Source organism: Blastopirellula marina (genome assembly GCF_002967715.1).
GTDB classification, from domain to species: Bacteria; Planctomycetota; Planctomycetia; order Pirellulales; family Pirellulaceae; genus Bremerella; species Bremerella marina_B.
The window spans coordinates 451,922-466,199 of the sequence record NZ_PUIA01000037.1 but is presented as its reverse complement, the minus strand read 5'-3'; the positions used below and the strand labels follow the sequence as shown (position 1 = coordinate 466,199).

Here is a 14,278-nt window from a genome sequence, read left to right as displayed (position 1 = left end):
GCTTTGGCGGCGGAGAAATGATGGGTGGGGGAATGGGTGCCCCCAGCATGGGCGGTTTTGAAATGGTGGCCCCCGCTGCCCAAGATGGGATCAATGCCTACCGGGCCGCCCCGGCAGAAAACGGCCACATGCTAGTGATCTGGACCGGTCCCGATGCCGAGGCCAGCCAGAAGGTCGCAGCCCATCTTCACGAAGAGACCAAGTTGCAGTTTGTCGAAACGCCGCTGCAAGACGTGGTTGAGTATTTACAGAACCTGCACGATATACCCATTCTGGTCAACCGAGCCGAGCTGGACAGCAGTGGAATTGATCCCGAATTAACGATCACGGTGAACATCGAGTCCCTCTCGCTGCCGGTCGCACTCGACCAGATGACCAGGCAGCACAACCTGGGGTGGTACATCGCCGGGGGTGCCCTGGTGATTACTTCGTACGACGAAGCCAACCTGCGGCTGTCGAACCGGATTTACAAGCTGAATCAACTCGATGCCGTCGGTGCCGCGAAAGTGATCACCAAAGTGATCTCCCCTGAATCGTGGAGCGAACAAGGCGGCAAGGCCAACCTGGCCGTCATCCGCGATCGCAACCTGCTGGTGATTCGCCAAAACCGCGAAGGGCACGAAGCCATCGAGTCGCTGCTGACGCAATTGGAACAGCTGAAGTAGGCCGTGGGACCAGCGGTCAATCGACATCCGCGTTAACGCGGCGGATTCCCAGTTCGATGAAGATCGAGCGGCCCAAAAACACCATGCTCATCAGCCAGATGTAGGCGATGAAGCCTTCGTCGCTCATCGCGCCCCAGGTGTTCATGCCATAACCAAACAGAAGCCCCGACGAGAAGACCACCAAGGTAATCATGTGCCGCAGGTTCTTCTCGCTGCGGGTTGCTTGGGAGGAATAGGCCACCCTGCCGCTATAGTAAGCGCGGCAGGCAAGCACTAGCCCACCTACCAGTGCGGCACCAAGCGGCAAGACGTAAAGCCACATAAGGAACTCCTTCTGGGGAAAACGAGCATCTTTGGCGATTGTAAAACACCCCGCAGGTCCGTGCCATCCAACGATTTCTGAGAGCTGGCTGACTAGTTTTCGCTTGTCTCACGCGACTCTTTCCGTGGACAATTACGAGACTGCTACCCCCTCCTCGAAGGTTCGTTCTATGGAATCGTCGTCGCGTTTTCCCTGGTGGGTTTTGATCACCGCCCAGGGCCTGTGTGCCGTTGGACTGTTGGCAGGCATCGTGGCCCTGGTCTCTCCCTTCTGGTTTCCGGCCGGCGTGATTGGATTTTTCGACGGCTATGAAAGGGAGACCGATGTCCTGGGGATCGTCTGGTTGGCAGGCAGCCTGGGCAGCATGTTCATCGGCGTGCTATTGATCGGAGCATCCGCCCTGGGTGCCATCTGGACTGGCATTGCCGTTGGCATCGGGGGACTCGCCATGCGGAAGATACCCGTGAACTCGACCGACGAAGAAACGGATCTCGAAAAGCGTGCCAGCGACTAGGAGCGTGATTTTATACATCAAAACTTGGGCACTTCCCCACCGGCAATACTTCCCATCGCGCCCCACACGCCGTAAGGACTTGCCTGCAGCGAGGTCGCCGGCAGCGAGGCCAGGCTCAAGTCGCCGGTGTCGATGTCATCGGGAATGAACTGCACCGAACCATCGGCGAAGACCACCTGGACTCCACTGCTATGAAAACTCGAAAGACTATAGATGCCGTCCACTGCTTCGGTTCCATTCAAACCGCAGTTCGCGCGATTGGGTGGCAAAATGGTATTGAACATCGCCGGGCCTGCCGCGCCATCGGCCCAGCTATAACCGCGTGTGTGCGTTGTTCGCTCAGAGAATTCGATCTCACTCGCGACAACCCCACATAGCTCTGGATTGGCCAGTTGCTGGGGCGTTTGGGCACTCACCGGCATGCCAATGGATGCCTCCCCCAGCATCACCGTGTTCGAGGTGCCATCCTTCACGTCACGTAGGCGAATCCGACGCCCAGGCGAAAACACGCCGCGCTGCGTCTGGCCGGGGTAGTAAACGCTGGTCGTATCCCCAACGCAGAAGAGATAGCTGGTCGGCCCCAGCGGCAGGTCGGGGTCGGCGGGATCGGATGGACAATTGAGACCATCAAGCTGCGTCTTCCATGGCTCGTACGTATCGACCCACGGATCAGGCCCCAGCGCGGGATAGGTTTGACCACCAGCGGCCAGCGGAGCCATGATCGTGTCATACAGCGCGCTATGTTCGAGGTACGGCAATAGCGTAATCAAGCCACTGCGGCGGTTGCTGCTTTCGGTGATGCCGGTTGGCTCGGCGCTGTCGGCGCTGGTGCAGCTGGGTAGCGTCTCGAACGTCTCGTGATAGTTATGCAGGCCCAGGCCGATCTGCTTCAACTGATTGCTGCACTGCACCCGCCGGGCTGCTTCGCGCGAGGTCCGCGTGGCTGGCAGCAGCAAGGCGATCAGCAGCCCGATGATACCAATCACGACGAACAACTCGACTAGCGTGAACCCCCTTCGCGTGGCTTTCGAAGTCTTGCATTTCATGGCAAGGGCCTTTCGTGTTAGTAATCGTCGTTGTTGACTAGTTCGCCACCGTTGATCGTCCCCAGTGCTCCCCACACCCCAAACGGGCTGGCGAGCTCTTTCCCGGCGTAATCGTCCGCCTTTGGTGGTGCCGCCGACGTGTTGCCGCAGTCGATTTTATCGGTGATGAAGCGAGCACTCCCATCGCACATCCCGACTTGCACACCACCGGGATGATAACTACCGGCCGAGTAAATCCCATCGACCGCCCCACTGCCGCCGACCGCACAGCTGGGGCCATTGGGGGACAGTATCGTATTGACCAGGCCTGGTCCGGCGGCCCCGTCGGCCCAGTTGTAGCCGCGGCCATATTTGTGCAGCGCCACTTCACTGCGATAGGTCAACTGGTTGCTGTTAACCATTCGCAGGGCGATCGCCGGATCGTTGAGCACGTTCGGGGGAAGATCGATCGCATACTGCCCCGGCACATCGCGATCGCGAATGGTCCCCATCTCGGCAAGCGCAATGCTGTTGGCCGTTCCGTCGGTGAAGTCCCTGAACGTCGACGTCAAACCAGGAGCGAACGCCCCACGTAGCTGCGGCAGCTGATGAATATCGACCGCGACATCCCCGATGCAAAACGCATAGTTGGTGGCCTGAAAGTCAGGCGTATCCGCCAGGGAAGCAGGGCACTGCAAACAATAGACTCGTGTTTGCCACGGCTTGTAGTTGCGATCCCACGGGACCGGTCCCCCTGGCGGAATGCCTGTGGATGGATCTCCCTGCATGATCTCATCGTACAGGTGCGGATACTCCATCATCGGCAGCAGATCGACCATGCCACTGCGGCGTCCTTCGTTCCCTCCGGTACCGGTGCCAGACATGGCCGAAGGAAAGTGCCCGAAGGTGTCGTGATAATTGTGCATCGCCAGGATCAACTGTTTGAGGTTATTCTGGCACTGTATTCGCCGAGCGGGACGATGCCCGTCATATATCGCTGGCGCAAGAATAAACAGGCTCGCCGAGATGATGAACATCACCACCAGCAGTTCTTTGATTGTGAACGCATAACGCATGAATCAGGAACCTCGCTTAATGCAAATCCTCGAAGATCTCCTCTCCACCGTTGATCGAGCCGAGGGCACCCCAGATGCCGAAAGGGCTGGCGAGCTTTTGATCGGCGTAGTCTTGGGCCGTGGGTGGCGTGGCAGTCGAGTCGCCGCAGTCGACATCGCTGGTGATCCGCATGACGCTACCGTCGCAGAATGCCACGTTCAAGCCAGCGGGGTGATAACTTCCGGCAGAGTAAATCCCGTCGACCGCTTCCTTCCCACCGACCGCGCAGCTGGGGCTGTTCGGTGGCAGGATCGTGTTGACCAAGCCTGGGCCGGCAGCACCATCGGCCCAGTGATAGCCGCGGCCACGTTGACTAAGCGCCGTATCACTGCGATAGTCGCGTTGGTTGCTGTGCAGCGTACGCAGGGCAATCGCCGGATCGGTCAAGATGTTGTCCGGCAGGTCGACCACGTATTGCCCCGGCACGGCCCTCTGCTGGGCCGTACCGATCTCGGCAAACGCGATCGTGTTGGACAGCCCGTCGGTGATTTCTTTGAACCGACCATTCAGCCCCGGGGCGAACGCGCCGCGCAGCTTGGGCAACTGATGGATATCCGCCGCGACATCCCCAATGCAAAACGCGTAGTTGGTTGGCTGGAAACCGTTGTGGGGATAGTCGGCCGTCGGGCACTCCAACAACTCCTGACGGACTTGCCACGGCGGGTAGGTCTTGTCCCACGGTACGACTCCGCCTGGGGAAATGCCGCCGGTGACATTTCCGCGCTGGATTACTTCGTACAACGCCGATTGTTCGTTCATCGGCAGCAGATCGACCAGCCCACTAAGCCGCCCCTGGTTGGCAACTCCGACTGTGCCCCCCATCGCCGAGGGCAACTGGCCGAACATATCGTGAAAGTTATGCACCGCGAGGATCAACCCTTTAAGATGCCCCATGCACTGCATTCGCCGAGCATCCTCGCGAGCGCGTTGTACAGCCGGAAGGAGTATCGCCAGCACGGCCGCGATGATCGCGATCACGACCAGCAGGATTCGTAGCGAGTAGCCGCGGCGAATTGCTCGCGCAGCGCGGCTATTTCCAGAGATCGTCACGGTCGACCTCCTCTCCCCCGTTAATCGTCCCGAACGCACCCCACACACCGTATGGGCTGGCCAATGCATCGGTGGCATAGTTTTCAATCGTCGGTGGTGCTTGGGCTGTGTCCCCGACGTCGACTTCTTCGGAAACGAACTGCACCGATCCATCGGTAAACGCGACGATACATCCGCCTGGGTGATGCCCTCCGGCCGAGTACACGCCGTCGACCGCTTCCAGACCACCGACGGCACAGCTGGGGCTATTGGGGGGCAGAATCGTGTTGAACAGCCCAGGCCCGGCACCCCCGTCAACCCAGTTGTAACCGCGGCCAAATTCGTGCAGGCCGACCTTGCCTGAGTAGTACTTCTTTCCACTGTCGACCGTTCGCCAGCAGATGCCTGGGTCGTCCAGTATGGTGGCTGGCAGGTTTGTTGCGTACTGCCCTTGCACCTGGCGACCGTAGGCGGTGCCGATCTCGGCCATGGCGATCGTATAGGAAGTGCCATCCGTGATGTCACTCAACTTGACGTACAACCCCGGGGCGAACGCGCCGCGTGGCTTGCTGAGCTGATGAATATCGCGGGTCACATCTCCCACGCAAAACGCATAGTTGGTCCCCTGGTAGTCCTTCCCTTCGTAGTAGGCGGAAGGACATACGAAAACCTCGATATGCTGTTGCCACGGCGGGAATGTCGTATCCCACGGTGCCGGTCCGCCGGGTGGTGCTCCGTACGAACCGGAATAAATCTGATCGTAGAAGGGCGAACTCTCCAGAAAGGGGAGCAGCGGCACCAACGCATTCAAACGATTCTCGTTCCCACCCAACCCAGTGCCCCCCATGGCCGTGGGAAAGCGGCCATACGTATCGTGGTAGTTGTGCAGCGCGAGGACGAGTTGCTTCATATTGTTGGTGCACTGCATCCGCCGAGCCGCCTCACGGCCACCGCCCCGGCGACCCAACGGAAGGACGCAAAGACAAAGAAACAACGCGATGATAAACGTGACGACGAATAGCTCCTTCAGCGTGAAGCCGCGGCGGTTCGATCGTGCTGGGTCGTTGCGATTAATAGTCACCGATTGGCTCCTCTCCGGCGATGGTCCCCAATGCTCCCCACACACCGTACGGACTGGCGAACGTTTGTTCGGCGTAGTCTTCGTGGGTTGGTGGTGCTGCCGCCGAATTACCGGCGTCGATCTCTTCCGAAATGAAACGTACGCTTCCATCACACAAGGCAACATTGCACCCGCCGGGGTGCTGACTTCCGGCCGAGTATACCCCGTCGACCGCTTCCAGCCCGCCGACTGCGCAGCTGGGGCTATTGGGGGGCAAGATCGTATTGACCAGGCCTGGCCCGGCACCACCGTCGGCCCAGTTGTAACCGCGCCCCCGATCGTGCAGCCGGACGTTTTTCAAGTAATACTTTTTCCCACGGTCGACCGTCCGCCAGCAGATGCCGGGATCGGCGAGAATGGTTTCGGGTAGATTGACCGCGTATTGACCTTGCACCTGGCGTCGGTAGTCCGTACCAATTTCGGCCATGGCGATCGTGTTCGCGTTTCCGTCTGTAAAGTCGGCAAAGGTTGTCAACAGACCAGGAGCGAACGCGCCTCGTGGTTTCGGCAACTGATGAAGATCACGTGTGACGTCCCCAACACTAAACGCATAATTTGCTGGCTTGTAGTCCCTCGCTTCGTATACAGCAGAAGGACATCGGTAGGCAGCCGCATCATACTGCCACGGCGGGTACGTCTTATCCCACGGTGCCGGACCGCCTGGAGGTGTTCCGAATGAGCCAGCTTGGATCTGATCGGTTATCGAATTGCTCTCTATGAACGGGATGAACGCGACCAAAGCGTTCAACCGGTTCTCGTTGCCGCCAACGCCAGTACCGCCCATCGCTGCAGGGAACACATCAAAGGTGTCGTGATAGTTGTGCATCGCGAGTGTGATCTGCTTGAAGTTATTGGAACACTGCAACCGCCGGGAAGCTTCGCGAGCGCGTTGTAAGAGCGGAAGGAGAAAAGCCAGCACGGCCGCGATGATCGCGATCACCACCAGCAGGATTCTTAGCGAGTAGCCGCGGCGTCGCTTGGTTTGGTCGCGCATGACTAGGCCTCTTGCAGTTGCATGTCGTGGGGTTGCTTCTTGCGTTCCGCTTTCCGCCGCTTTCGCCAGCGGTCTAGTTCGTAGGCGGCCATCGGCACGATCCAGCTAAGCCAGGCATTGGCTTGATACGCGGCGAAGCTTTCCATATCGGTGACGATCAAGATGCCAGCCACAATGCGAAAGAGCAGGGGAGCGACCAGCAGCAGAAAGCAATGGGTCGCCCAGCGCTGATGGACGGGGAAGTTCCGCTGCATCGCGTACCTGGCCGCAACGCTGACCGTTACCGCGGTGGCAATCGCTTGCAGGCCGAAACCGACGCCGGCGATAGGCCCACTGAAGGCCCAGAACGCCATGATGAAGCCACTGGGGGCGACCAGCCCCAGCACGAGAAAGAGCTGAGCCTTACCCAGACGCCGGTGCCAGGTGCCGTGCGATTTGCGTTTACCGCTGACCATCAAGTAAGCGGCCAGCAGGATGGCGATTGGCGAGGTGATGATGTGCACGAAGAACGCCGGCGGGTAGATGCCGCGGAACGACTCTTCCCGCCCTATCAGAAAGACCGCGTCGAAGTTCGGCGGGAAATAGTTCACGTACTCGGCGACGATCGAAACGAGCACCTTGCCCAGCAGCAGCACGACGGTAGCCGCCGCGAGCGCTTTGAGTGTTCGAGTACGTGCTGACGAGCCGTGCGCCTTCACGATTCCAGCGGCAGGGTGCCGCCCTCCTGACGAGGTTATCCGATAAGCTTTAAGACGAGCGTGGCCACGCGAGTGGTATGCGTGGCCCACCCCTGGAGGATAACCGAAGTCGCCGTGGGAGTCGATCAGAATGTCGGCGTTAGTCGGCCGGTACTCCCAGTAGGGCTTTGGCGATAACATTCGCCGCGCCTTCCCCTTCGGGCACCTCTTGCAGGTTCGCCAGCACGATCAGGGTGAGCCCTGCTTGGGGATCGTGCCCCATGAACGACTGGTAGCCTGGTAGCGAACCATCGTGACCCAGCATCGGTCCCAGCTTCGCAATACCCAGGCCGTAACCGGTCGCATTGGGTGCGGCAGGGTTATTCGAGCGAATGCTTGCCAGACGTTTGGCTTGCATCTTGTCATCCAGTAGGCCACCGGTGACCAGGGCTTCGACATAGGCGGCCAGATCGGTGGCAGTCGAGATCGCCCCGCCAGCTGCCCAGGCCCAGGAAGGATTCGTGTTGGTGACATCGGTCGGCGGCAGCTTGCCAGCGAGTGCTTTCTGTTGGTCTTCCGGCGATAGCTCGGGGTTCTCGTTGGTGCCGAACAGATAGCCACGGGCAAACGGATCGGGCAGCTTGTTGTCGTCTTCGGCCGGCATAAGCGAACGGGTCATGTTCAGCGGCTGGAAGATTCGCTCTTGGAACGCTTCTTCGAGCGACTTGCCGGTGAGCCGCTCGATCAGCACGCCGAGCATCACGTAGTTGGTGTTCGAATAGAAGTACTCAGAGCCTGGCTTGAACATGGCAGGCTGCTCGGTGCCGAGCTTGATCAGCTGCTCGGGCGTGAAGATTTTATCGGGCTGCTGGTCGAGCGTGCGATTGAACGACTTCAGTTCGCTGTAGGTGTTGATGCCGCTCCGCATCTCGAGCAGGTCGGCGATGGTGATCTGGTCGCCTTGCGGGACATCCTGAAAGAACTGCGAGACCTTGTCGTCGAGCTTCAGTTTGCCTTCTTGCACAAGCTGAAGAATGACGGTGCCGGTCATTGTCTTGGTGTTCGAGCCGACACGAAACGCCATATCGGTCTGCATCGGCTGCTTCGTCTGCAGGTCGGCCACCCCAAACGCGGCCAGCCACTGGTTGTCTCCCTGCCGCATGAGGACCACGGCACCGGGGATGGCATTGTCTTTGAGCAGCTGCTGGACTTGATCGGACAGGGCAGCCTGATTGGCTGGCCACTGGGCCAGGCAAGGAGAAACCAACGTAGCGTTGAACAGCGCAAGCAAACTACCAGCCAAGATCCAAAGACGTTGCATATCGATCCCCAAAAGCGAAAAAGCCCCAGTGCATCGTGAACTATAGCTTACGATGCGCAGGGGCTGAAAGTCTCGGCAACGATTATTAGTGCCCGGCCAGTTGGTTGGCGGCGTCGGGCTTATCGTGGACGGCGAAGCGGTCGATCATCAGGGCGCTGGCTTCGTTCAGGCCGATCAGTTCGACTTCGATCTCTTTCTGGCGGTACTTCACGATCACCTTGTCGAGCGCACCGACCGCGGTGATATCCCAGAAGTGGGCGGCGCTGACGTCGATGTGGACCTTGTCGAGCTTCTCCTGGTAGTCGAACGAATTGACGAAGCGATCGGCCGAGGCGAAGAAGATCTGTCCTTTCACGCAGTACGTTCTACCGGTTTGGCATTCGCTCAGTTCCCCTTCGACGTCGAGAATCTGACCTACCTTGTGGGCGAAGAAGAAGCCGGACATCAGCACGCCAACCAGCACCCCTTGGGCCAGGTCATGCGTGGCAACCACCACGACCACCGTGCTGACCATAACGGCGCTGGAGCTTTTGGGATGCAGGACCAGGTTCTTCAGCGATTCCCATTTGAACGTACCGATCGAAACCATGATCATCACCGAGACAAGCGCGGCCATCGGAATCATCGAGACGTACTCCCCCAGGAAGACAATCAGGATCAACAGAAAGACGCCGGCACAGAGGGTCGACAGACGGCCACGCCCGCCCGACTTTACGTTGATGACCGATTGCCCGATCATCGCACAGCCGGCCATGCCACCCAGGAAGCCAGCGACGATGTTGGCGCACCCTTGGCCGACGCATTCCTGGTTCTTGTCGCTGTGAGTGTCGGTCATCTCGTCGACGATCGACGCGGTCATCAGCGATTCCAGAAGACCCACCACGGCCAAGGTTACCGACACAGGGAAGATGATCTGCAGCGTTTCCAACGTCCACGGAATTTCCGGCAAGAGGAACACCGGCAGGCTATCGGGCAATTGCCCCATGTCCCCCACGGTGCGGATTTGGAAGCCGCACGTGATCGAGACCACCGTCAGCACGCAGATCGCGATCAGCGGCGAAGGGACGGCTTTGGTCAGGTAGGGGAACAAGTAGATGATCGCCAGCCCGGCGGCCACCATCGGGTAGACCATCCACGGTACCCCGATCAGTTCCGGCAGTTGGGCCATGAAGATCAGGATGGCCAGGGCATTCACAAACCCGGTGATCACCGACTTGGAAACAAATCGCATCAAGACACCCAGCTTGAAGTAGCCAGCGGCGATCTGCAGGATGCCGGTCAGAATGGTCGCGGCGAGCAGATACTGCAGGCCGTGCTCTTTCACCAGCGTGACCATGACCAGGGCCATCGCCCCGGTCGCGGCCGAGATCATCCCCGGCCGACCGCCGACAAACGCACTGACCGCGGCGATACAAAACGAAGCGTACAGACCGACCTTCGGGTCGACCCCGGCGATAATCGAAAACGCGATCGCTTCGGGAATCAGAGCCAAGGCCACGACCAGCCCTGCTAGTAGATCTTTGGGAATGTTTCCAAACCATTGTTGACGCAGAGGTTCAGGCTTTTGCATCTCGTTGTGTTTCCAGACGTTTGTTTTGGTAGGGATCGGGGGAAGGCGTTTCCGCCAGATCCGGTAGGGATAGAAGGGCAACAGCGCGGTGTGATTCAGCGACGGAGAGAGAGTTTTGCCGGCGTGATGCGAAAATCATCCACATTCAGGGCATGTCAGGGAGGGCAAACTTCACGCTGAGAGAGAATAGCTACACCGGTTTAACTGCCTTTATCGAGCCTATTAGCAACATGTACGGAAACCATGTTACCACAAGCACTTTTCAGGCGTAAGTTCAAATCTGCGAAAAGCTCGTATTGCCGCGGCGTTGTGTAGCAAAGGACACATTTCATGCCATAAGAAACACTTTAAAAAGGGATATAAACACGCTAGACTTTAGCCTCCTCTTTTCATCCCATGTTCTTTTTCCCTGAGAACCCCCATGAAGAATGTGAATCGCGGTTTCACGCTCGTGGAGCTCTTGGTCGTCATTGCAATTATTGGCGTCCTGATTGCCCTCCTTTTGCCGGCCGTTCAGCAAGCGCGCGAAGCGGCTCGGCGTATGACGTGCAGCAACCACCTGAAACAGCTTGGCCTGGCCCTGCACAACTACCACGATACGTTCCAGTCGCTGCCCCCAGGCGGGCTGTGGGCCCATGATATGCCGTGGGCTTCGCCGGCACCTCCTTCGCCGAACCCGTCTCGCGGTGGTGTGTTTACGTGTTTGTTGCCGTTCATCGAACAATCGGCACTGCACGATCAGATCGACTTCACCAGCGGCTCGCACGTTCACGATCAGTGGGCCGATAGCCCTGCAAACACCATCCGTGTCCGCGAGGTGATCATCGAAGCGTACCAATGCCCCAGCGACACGCACGGCGGCAAGATCCCCGGCACAAACAACGCCGCCCATAACTACTCGGCCAACTACGGCCCTTCCGGCGTTGGCAGCACCGGCAATCCGAGTTGCTCGTGTGCCCAGGGTGCCGTCTTCAATGGGTTCAAGATCGACAACTCGCATAATCAAGACAATCCAGCCGGCCCGTTCACTCGGGGTGGCAATCGATACTGCGGCAAGTTCAGCGAAACGACCGACGGGCTCTCGAACACGATCTACTTTGGCGAAGTTCGTTCGGACTGCTCGACGCATGCTCGCAATGGCTGGGCGAACTCGAATAACGGTAGCGGCCTGGTGAATACGTTGATTCCGATCAACACCGACACCTGCCACGATCCGGCCGATGCCCCCGGCGGCGACACGTGCTATGCGAAGTGCAATTGGAATCTCGAGTTCGGATTTCGTTCGCTGCACCCTGGCGGTGCCCAGTTCGTGCATGGGGACGGTTCGGTGGCCTTTCGCGCTGAAACGATCGACCACGACGCCTACCAGCGTCTCGGTCAGCGCGACGACGGCCAGCCCATCAACTTGAACTAACCCACCTCATAGCTCCTGCCGTTCGGTTAAAGAATCATGCACAAGCGAACTAATGCGCTGATGTTGTCGATCACTATTTGCCTGGGCATTTTGCTGGGATGCTCAGGCAGTGGAATGCTGCCGGTCGAAGGAACGGTAACGCTTGATGGCAAGCCGCTGGATGGGGCCGCGATCAGCTTCGTTCCGGCCGAAGGGGGTCGTCCCTGCTCGGGGCAAACCGACGCCCAGGGTCACTTCACGCTGGCTTCGTACGTTGCTGGCGACGGTGTTCCTCCGGGCGAATACAAGGTGACCGTCGTCAAGCTCGATGCCCGTCGTAAAGCCGAAGCCGCCCCGGTTGAAGAAGGCACGGACGGAGGAGAAGAGCAGGTGATGGGCAACATCGAACAGGCCGTCAAGTTTCTGACGCCGATGAAGTATTCGTCCCCGGCAACCACCGACTTGAAAGTGGAAGTGACCGCGAACATGGAGCCGGTACAGATCGACCTGAAATCGGGGCGTTAGCGATACGAACTGACGGTCGTTGCCTGACCGACAGCGACGCGTTCGCCTGAGCGAACGTAACCCCAGTGCCCTGCGCCATCGGACTCGAACTGGACGAACATATTTTCCAGGCGGTGCGATCGAATCAAGATCGAGCGACTATCTTCCGAGAGCTCGACCTGGCTCTCTCCCTGATCGCGACGATCCAGCAACTGCACGATTTCAGGATCTTCCAGCAGCTCGGCACTATCAGGCACGATCGAGAACATGCAATCCCCTTCAATGTCACCCGGCGGAATCGCGCAGAGAATGAAGCCGATATGCTGAGTGCCGTCGAGAGTCTGTAGGACGATGGCTTTCATGGAAGAGATTCGCTGACTTAGAAAACAGCATGTTGGAAGTTCACATCATTATACTCCAACCTTCACAAAACTCTGCTGATTTCCCGAGCTAATCGAGAAAGATCTTTCCCTGTTCTATGTGTTAATTTTTCGTGAAGAGAAGCACGTCTGAGAATCTGTACGCTTCGCGTTGACGTACGAAGGTTGTTACTCAATTCCGATGCAGTAAAGGAATTTGCCGCTACGAATTAGGATCCGATTGCCGTCGATCGCGGGACTGGCGTCGAAGCGGGTTCCATCGGAAAGCTCGTTGCGGGCCAGTTGTTCGAACTCCGTTTTCGCGGCAACGACCAACGTGGTACCGTTGCGAGCGATGTAGTAGATCCGCCCCTCAGCCATCACGGGCGAAGCGTAGACCTGATCGAACCGGCCGAGCCGTTCCTGGTAAACCACCTCGCCTGTCTTTGCATCGGCACAGTAAGCAATACTGCCGTTGTAATCGATGTAGTAGAGATGCCCCTCGTGATAGATCGGCGACGGAACGTTGGTGCCTGCTTTGCTGGTCCACAATCGATGCGTATCGGTAACGTCGCCGCTCCCCCCGGCGCGAACCGCAAGCGCAGCCGTACCAGAACGACCACCCACGAAATAGACAACCCCATCGGCCGCGACGCCAGTGGGCACCATGTACCAGCTGATATCGGTCTTACACGTCCATAACGGATCGCCGGTGGCGGGATCAAATGCCATGATGTCGCCGTGCCGCGCGACGACCAATTCCTTCCGGCCTGAATCAGCGGTAACCAGGATGGGCGTGTTCCACGCTTCTCGAATTCCACCAGCTTGCCAGCGCTGTTCGCCTGTTTCCCGGTCGAGTGCGACGAGTGACTCACTTTCGATACTGGCGTTGATAATGACCAGGTTTTCGTACAGCAGCGGAGATGCGGCGGTTCCCCAGCCGTTGGTCTTGCTGCCCACATCCGCTTGCCATTTTTCGTTTCCCTGGTGATCGTAAGCGATCACGCCTGACTTACCGAGAAACGCCACCACGCCGCTGCTATCCGCGACACACGTATTGGCGGCGTAGCCGTGATCGCGAATGTTCTCTTCCTCGGGAAGCTTGGCCGCCACGGTTTTGTTCCAAACAATCTTGCCGGAACGGCGATCCAACGCCAGCACATGTCGCTGCAAGTTATCCAGGCTTCCTTTCGATTCACCGGGAACCAGGTAGCCGGTGTAGCTGGTCAGGTAGATATGGTCGCCGTAGGTGACGGGACTGGATGCTCCCGAGCCTGGAAGTTCTGTTTTCCAAACAATGTTCTCCGCTTCGCTCCAGGTCAGCGGCAAACCAACGGCTGGCGAGGTCCCCATGCCGTTCGGCCCACGGAAACGGGGCCAGGCACCCTCCGACGAGGCGACGTTCTCTACCGCAGCAAGGGACGACGGTTCCTGCGGCGACTGAGCATCGCAAGAGGTCCCGATCAGAAGAAGCGAAGTCGCAAGAGACAATGCTCGAAACGGAAGGGCAAAGAGACGGTGCATAGCTCACCTCGGGGATGGGGAAGCAGTCAGGTGGAGAAGCATAGTACGGACGGAGATACTCAACGTAACGGATTGCAAACTCCTTCGCTACAAATCCGTAGTGGATTACGCTCGCACACTCAGATGGAAGGCATTGCCCTTTCCG

At 58.6% G+C, this 14,278-nt stretch carries 15 protein-coding genes; 4 read left to right on the top strand and 11 right to left on the bottom strand.

Annotated features, from left to right (window positions below):
* On the top strand, positions 1-665 hold a 665-nt coding region (locus tag C5Y96_RS27380), incomplete at its 5' end, for a hypothetical protein (protein ID WP_158261227.1).
* 16 nt (positions 666-681) lie between these two features.
* On the opposite strand, the gene C5Y96_RS13815 is transcribed toward C5Y96_RS27380, so the two are convergent.
* The gene (locus C5Y96_RS13815; protein ID WP_105354274.1) at positions 682-987 is read right to left on the bottom strand and encodes a hypothetical protein; all 306 of its coding nucleotides are present in this window, start codon (positions 985-987) and stop codon (positions 682-684) included.
* A gap of 169 nt (positions 988-1,156) precedes the next feature.
* Between C5Y96_RS13815 and C5Y96_RS13810 the strand changes: the two genes are divergently transcribed.
* Positions 1,157-1,501, top strand: coding sequence for a hypothetical protein (locus C5Y96_RS13810; protein ID WP_105354271.1), 345 nt, complete (start codon positions 1,157-1,159; stop codon positions 1,499-1,501).
* Between the two features lie 17 nt (positions 1,502-1,518).
* On the opposite strand, the gene C5Y96_RS13805 is transcribed toward C5Y96_RS13810, so the two are convergent.
* The 8 genes from C5Y96_RS13805 to C5Y96_RS13770 all read right to left on the bottom strand — a co-directional run bounded on the left by C5Y96_RS13805 (position 1,519) and on the right by C5Y96_RS13770 (position 10,353).
* Positions 1,519-2,547: a DUF1559 domain-containing protein gene (locus C5Y96_RS13805; protein WP_105354269.1), complete on the bottom strand. Its 1,029-nt coding sequence runs from the start codon at positions 2,545-2,547 to the stop codon at positions 1,519-1,521.
* A 17-nt stretch (positions 2,548-2,564) separates the two neighbouring features.
* Positions 2,565-3,602: a DUF1559 domain-containing protein gene (locus C5Y96_RS13800; RefSeq protein ID WP_105354267.1), complete on the bottom strand. Its 1,038-nt coding sequence runs from the start codon at positions 3,600-3,602 to the stop codon at positions 2,565-2,567.
* A 16-nt stretch (positions 3,603-3,618) separates the two neighbouring features.
* Positions 3,619-4,692: a DUF1559 domain-containing protein gene (locus C5Y96_RS13795; RefSeq protein WP_158261226.1), complete on the bottom strand. Its 1,074-nt coding sequence runs from the start codon at positions 4,690-4,692 to the stop codon at positions 3,619-3,621.
* Entirely contained in the window at positions 4,673-5,752 is a 1,080-nt protein-coding gene (locus tag C5Y96_RS13790; protein ID WP_158261225.1) for a DUF1559 domain-containing protein, read from the bottom strand. The genes C5Y96_RS13795 and C5Y96_RS13790 overlap by 20 nt, the downstream gene beginning before the upstream one ends.
* Entirely contained in the window at positions 5,742-6,785 is a 1,044-nt protein-coding gene (locus C5Y96_RS13785; RefSeq protein ID WP_105354254.1) for a DUF1559 domain-containing protein, read from the bottom strand. The genes C5Y96_RS13790 and C5Y96_RS13785 overlap by 11 nt, the downstream gene beginning before the upstream one ends.
* A gap of 2 nt (positions 6,786-6,787) precedes the next feature.
* Complete coding sequence (locus tag C5Y96_RS13780; protein WP_105354252.1) at positions 6,788-7,663, bottom strand: DUF2306 domain-containing protein; 876 nt, start codon at positions 7,661-7,663, stop codon at positions 6,788-6,790.
* Complete coding sequence (locus tag C5Y96_RS13775; protein WP_105354250.1) at positions 7,623-8,783, bottom strand: serine hydrolase domain-containing protein; 1,161 nt, start codon at positions 8,781-8,783, stop codon at positions 7,623-7,625. The genes C5Y96_RS13780 and C5Y96_RS13775 overlap by 41 nt, the downstream gene beginning before the upstream one ends.
* A gap of 85 nt (positions 8,784-8,868) precedes the next feature.
* Positions 8,869-10,353, bottom strand: coding sequence for a SulP family inorganic anion transporter (locus C5Y96_RS13770; RefSeq protein WP_105354248.1), 1,485 nt, complete (start codon positions 10,351-10,353; stop codon positions 8,869-8,871).
* Between the two features lie 421 nt (positions 10,354-10,774).
* Here C5Y96_RS13770 and C5Y96_RS13765 point away from each other — a divergent pair, with 421 nt between their 5' ends.
* Both C5Y96_RS13765 and C5Y96_RS13760 read left to right on the top strand, forming a co-directional pair.
* On the top strand, positions 10,775-11,767 hold the full coding sequence (locus tag C5Y96_RS13765) for a DUF1559 domain-containing protein (protein WP_105354246.1): 993 nt from the start codon (positions 10,775-10,777) through the stop codon (positions 11,765-11,767).
* Positions 11,768-11,803: 36 nt separating this feature from the next.
* Positions 11,804-12,271, top strand: a complete 468-nt coding sequence (locus C5Y96_RS13760) for a carboxypeptidase-like regulatory domain-containing protein (RefSeq protein WP_114322182.1) — start codon at positions 11,804-11,806, stop codon at positions 12,269-12,271.
* Here the strand turns inward: C5Y96_RS13760 and C5Y96_RS13755 are convergent.
* Both C5Y96_RS13755 and C5Y96_RS13750 read right to left on the bottom strand, forming a co-directional pair.
* Positions 12,268-12,612, bottom strand: coding sequence for a hypothetical protein (locus C5Y96_RS13755; RefSeq protein WP_105354242.1), 345 nt, complete (start codon positions 12,610-12,612; stop codon positions 12,268-12,270). The two genes, C5Y96_RS13760 and C5Y96_RS13755, sit on opposite strands and share 4 nt — an antisense overlap.
* A 186-nt stretch (positions 12,613-12,798) precedes the next feature.
* Positions 12,799-14,133 carry a PQQ-binding-like beta-propeller repeat protein gene (locus C5Y96_RS13750; protein ID WP_105354240.1) on the bottom strand — a complete coding sequence of 445 codons (1,335 nt, stop codon included), beginning with the start codon at positions 14,131-14,133 and terminating at the stop codon, positions 12,799-12,801.
* Positions 14,134-14,278: the final 145 nt, after the last annotated feature.

Bases quoted from the DNA above. Each gene is read 5' to 3' on its own strand.
- C5Y96_RS13765 (WP_105354246.1), top strand. From the start codon at position 10,775: ATGAAGAATGTGAATCGCGGTTTCACGCTCGTGGAGCTCTTGGTCGTC.
- C5Y96_RS13805 (WP_105354269.1), bottom strand. From the start codon at position 2,547: ATGAAATGCAAGACTTCGAAAGCCACGCGAAGGGGGTTCACGCTAGTC.
- C5Y96_RS13815 (WP_105354274.1), bottom strand. From the start codon at position 987: ATGTGGCTTTACGTCTTGCCGCTTGGTGCCGCACTGGTAGGTGGGCTA.
- C5Y96_RS13750 (WP_105354240.1), bottom strand. From the start codon at position 14,133: ATGCACCGTCTCTTTGCCCTTCCGTTTCGAGCATTGTCTCTTGCGACT.
- C5Y96_RS13785 (WP_105354254.1), bottom strand. From the start codon at position 6,785: ATGCGCGACCAAACCAAGCGACGCCGCGGCTACTCGCTAAGAATCCTG.
- C5Y96_RS13775 (WP_105354250.1), bottom strand. From the start codon at position 8,783: ATGCAACGTCTTTGGATCTTGGCTGGTAGTTTGCTTGCGCTGTTCAAC.
- C5Y96_RS13780 (WP_105354252.1), bottom strand. From the start codon at position 7,663: ATGTTATCGCCAAAGCCCTACTGGGAGTACCGGCCGACTAACGCCGAC.
- C5Y96_RS13760 (WP_114322182.1), top strand. From the start codon at position 11,804: ATGCACAAGCGAACTAATGCGCTGATGTTGTCGATCACTATTTGCCTG.
- C5Y96_RS13810 (WP_105354271.1), top strand. From the start codon at position 1,157: ATGGAATCGTCGTCGCGTTTTCCCTGGTGGGTTTTGATCACCGCCCAG.
- C5Y96_RS13755 (WP_105354242.1), bottom strand. From the start codon at position 12,612: ATGAAAGCCATCGTCCTACAGACTCTCGACGGCACTCAGCATATCGGC.
- C5Y96_RS13800 (WP_105354267.1), bottom strand. From the start codon at position 3,602: ATGCGTTATGCGTTCACAATCAAAGAACTGCTGGTGGTGATGTTCATC.
- C5Y96_RS13770 (WP_105354248.1), bottom strand. From the start codon at position 10,353: ATGCAAAAGCCTGAACCTCTGCGTCAACAATGGTTTGGAAACATTCCC.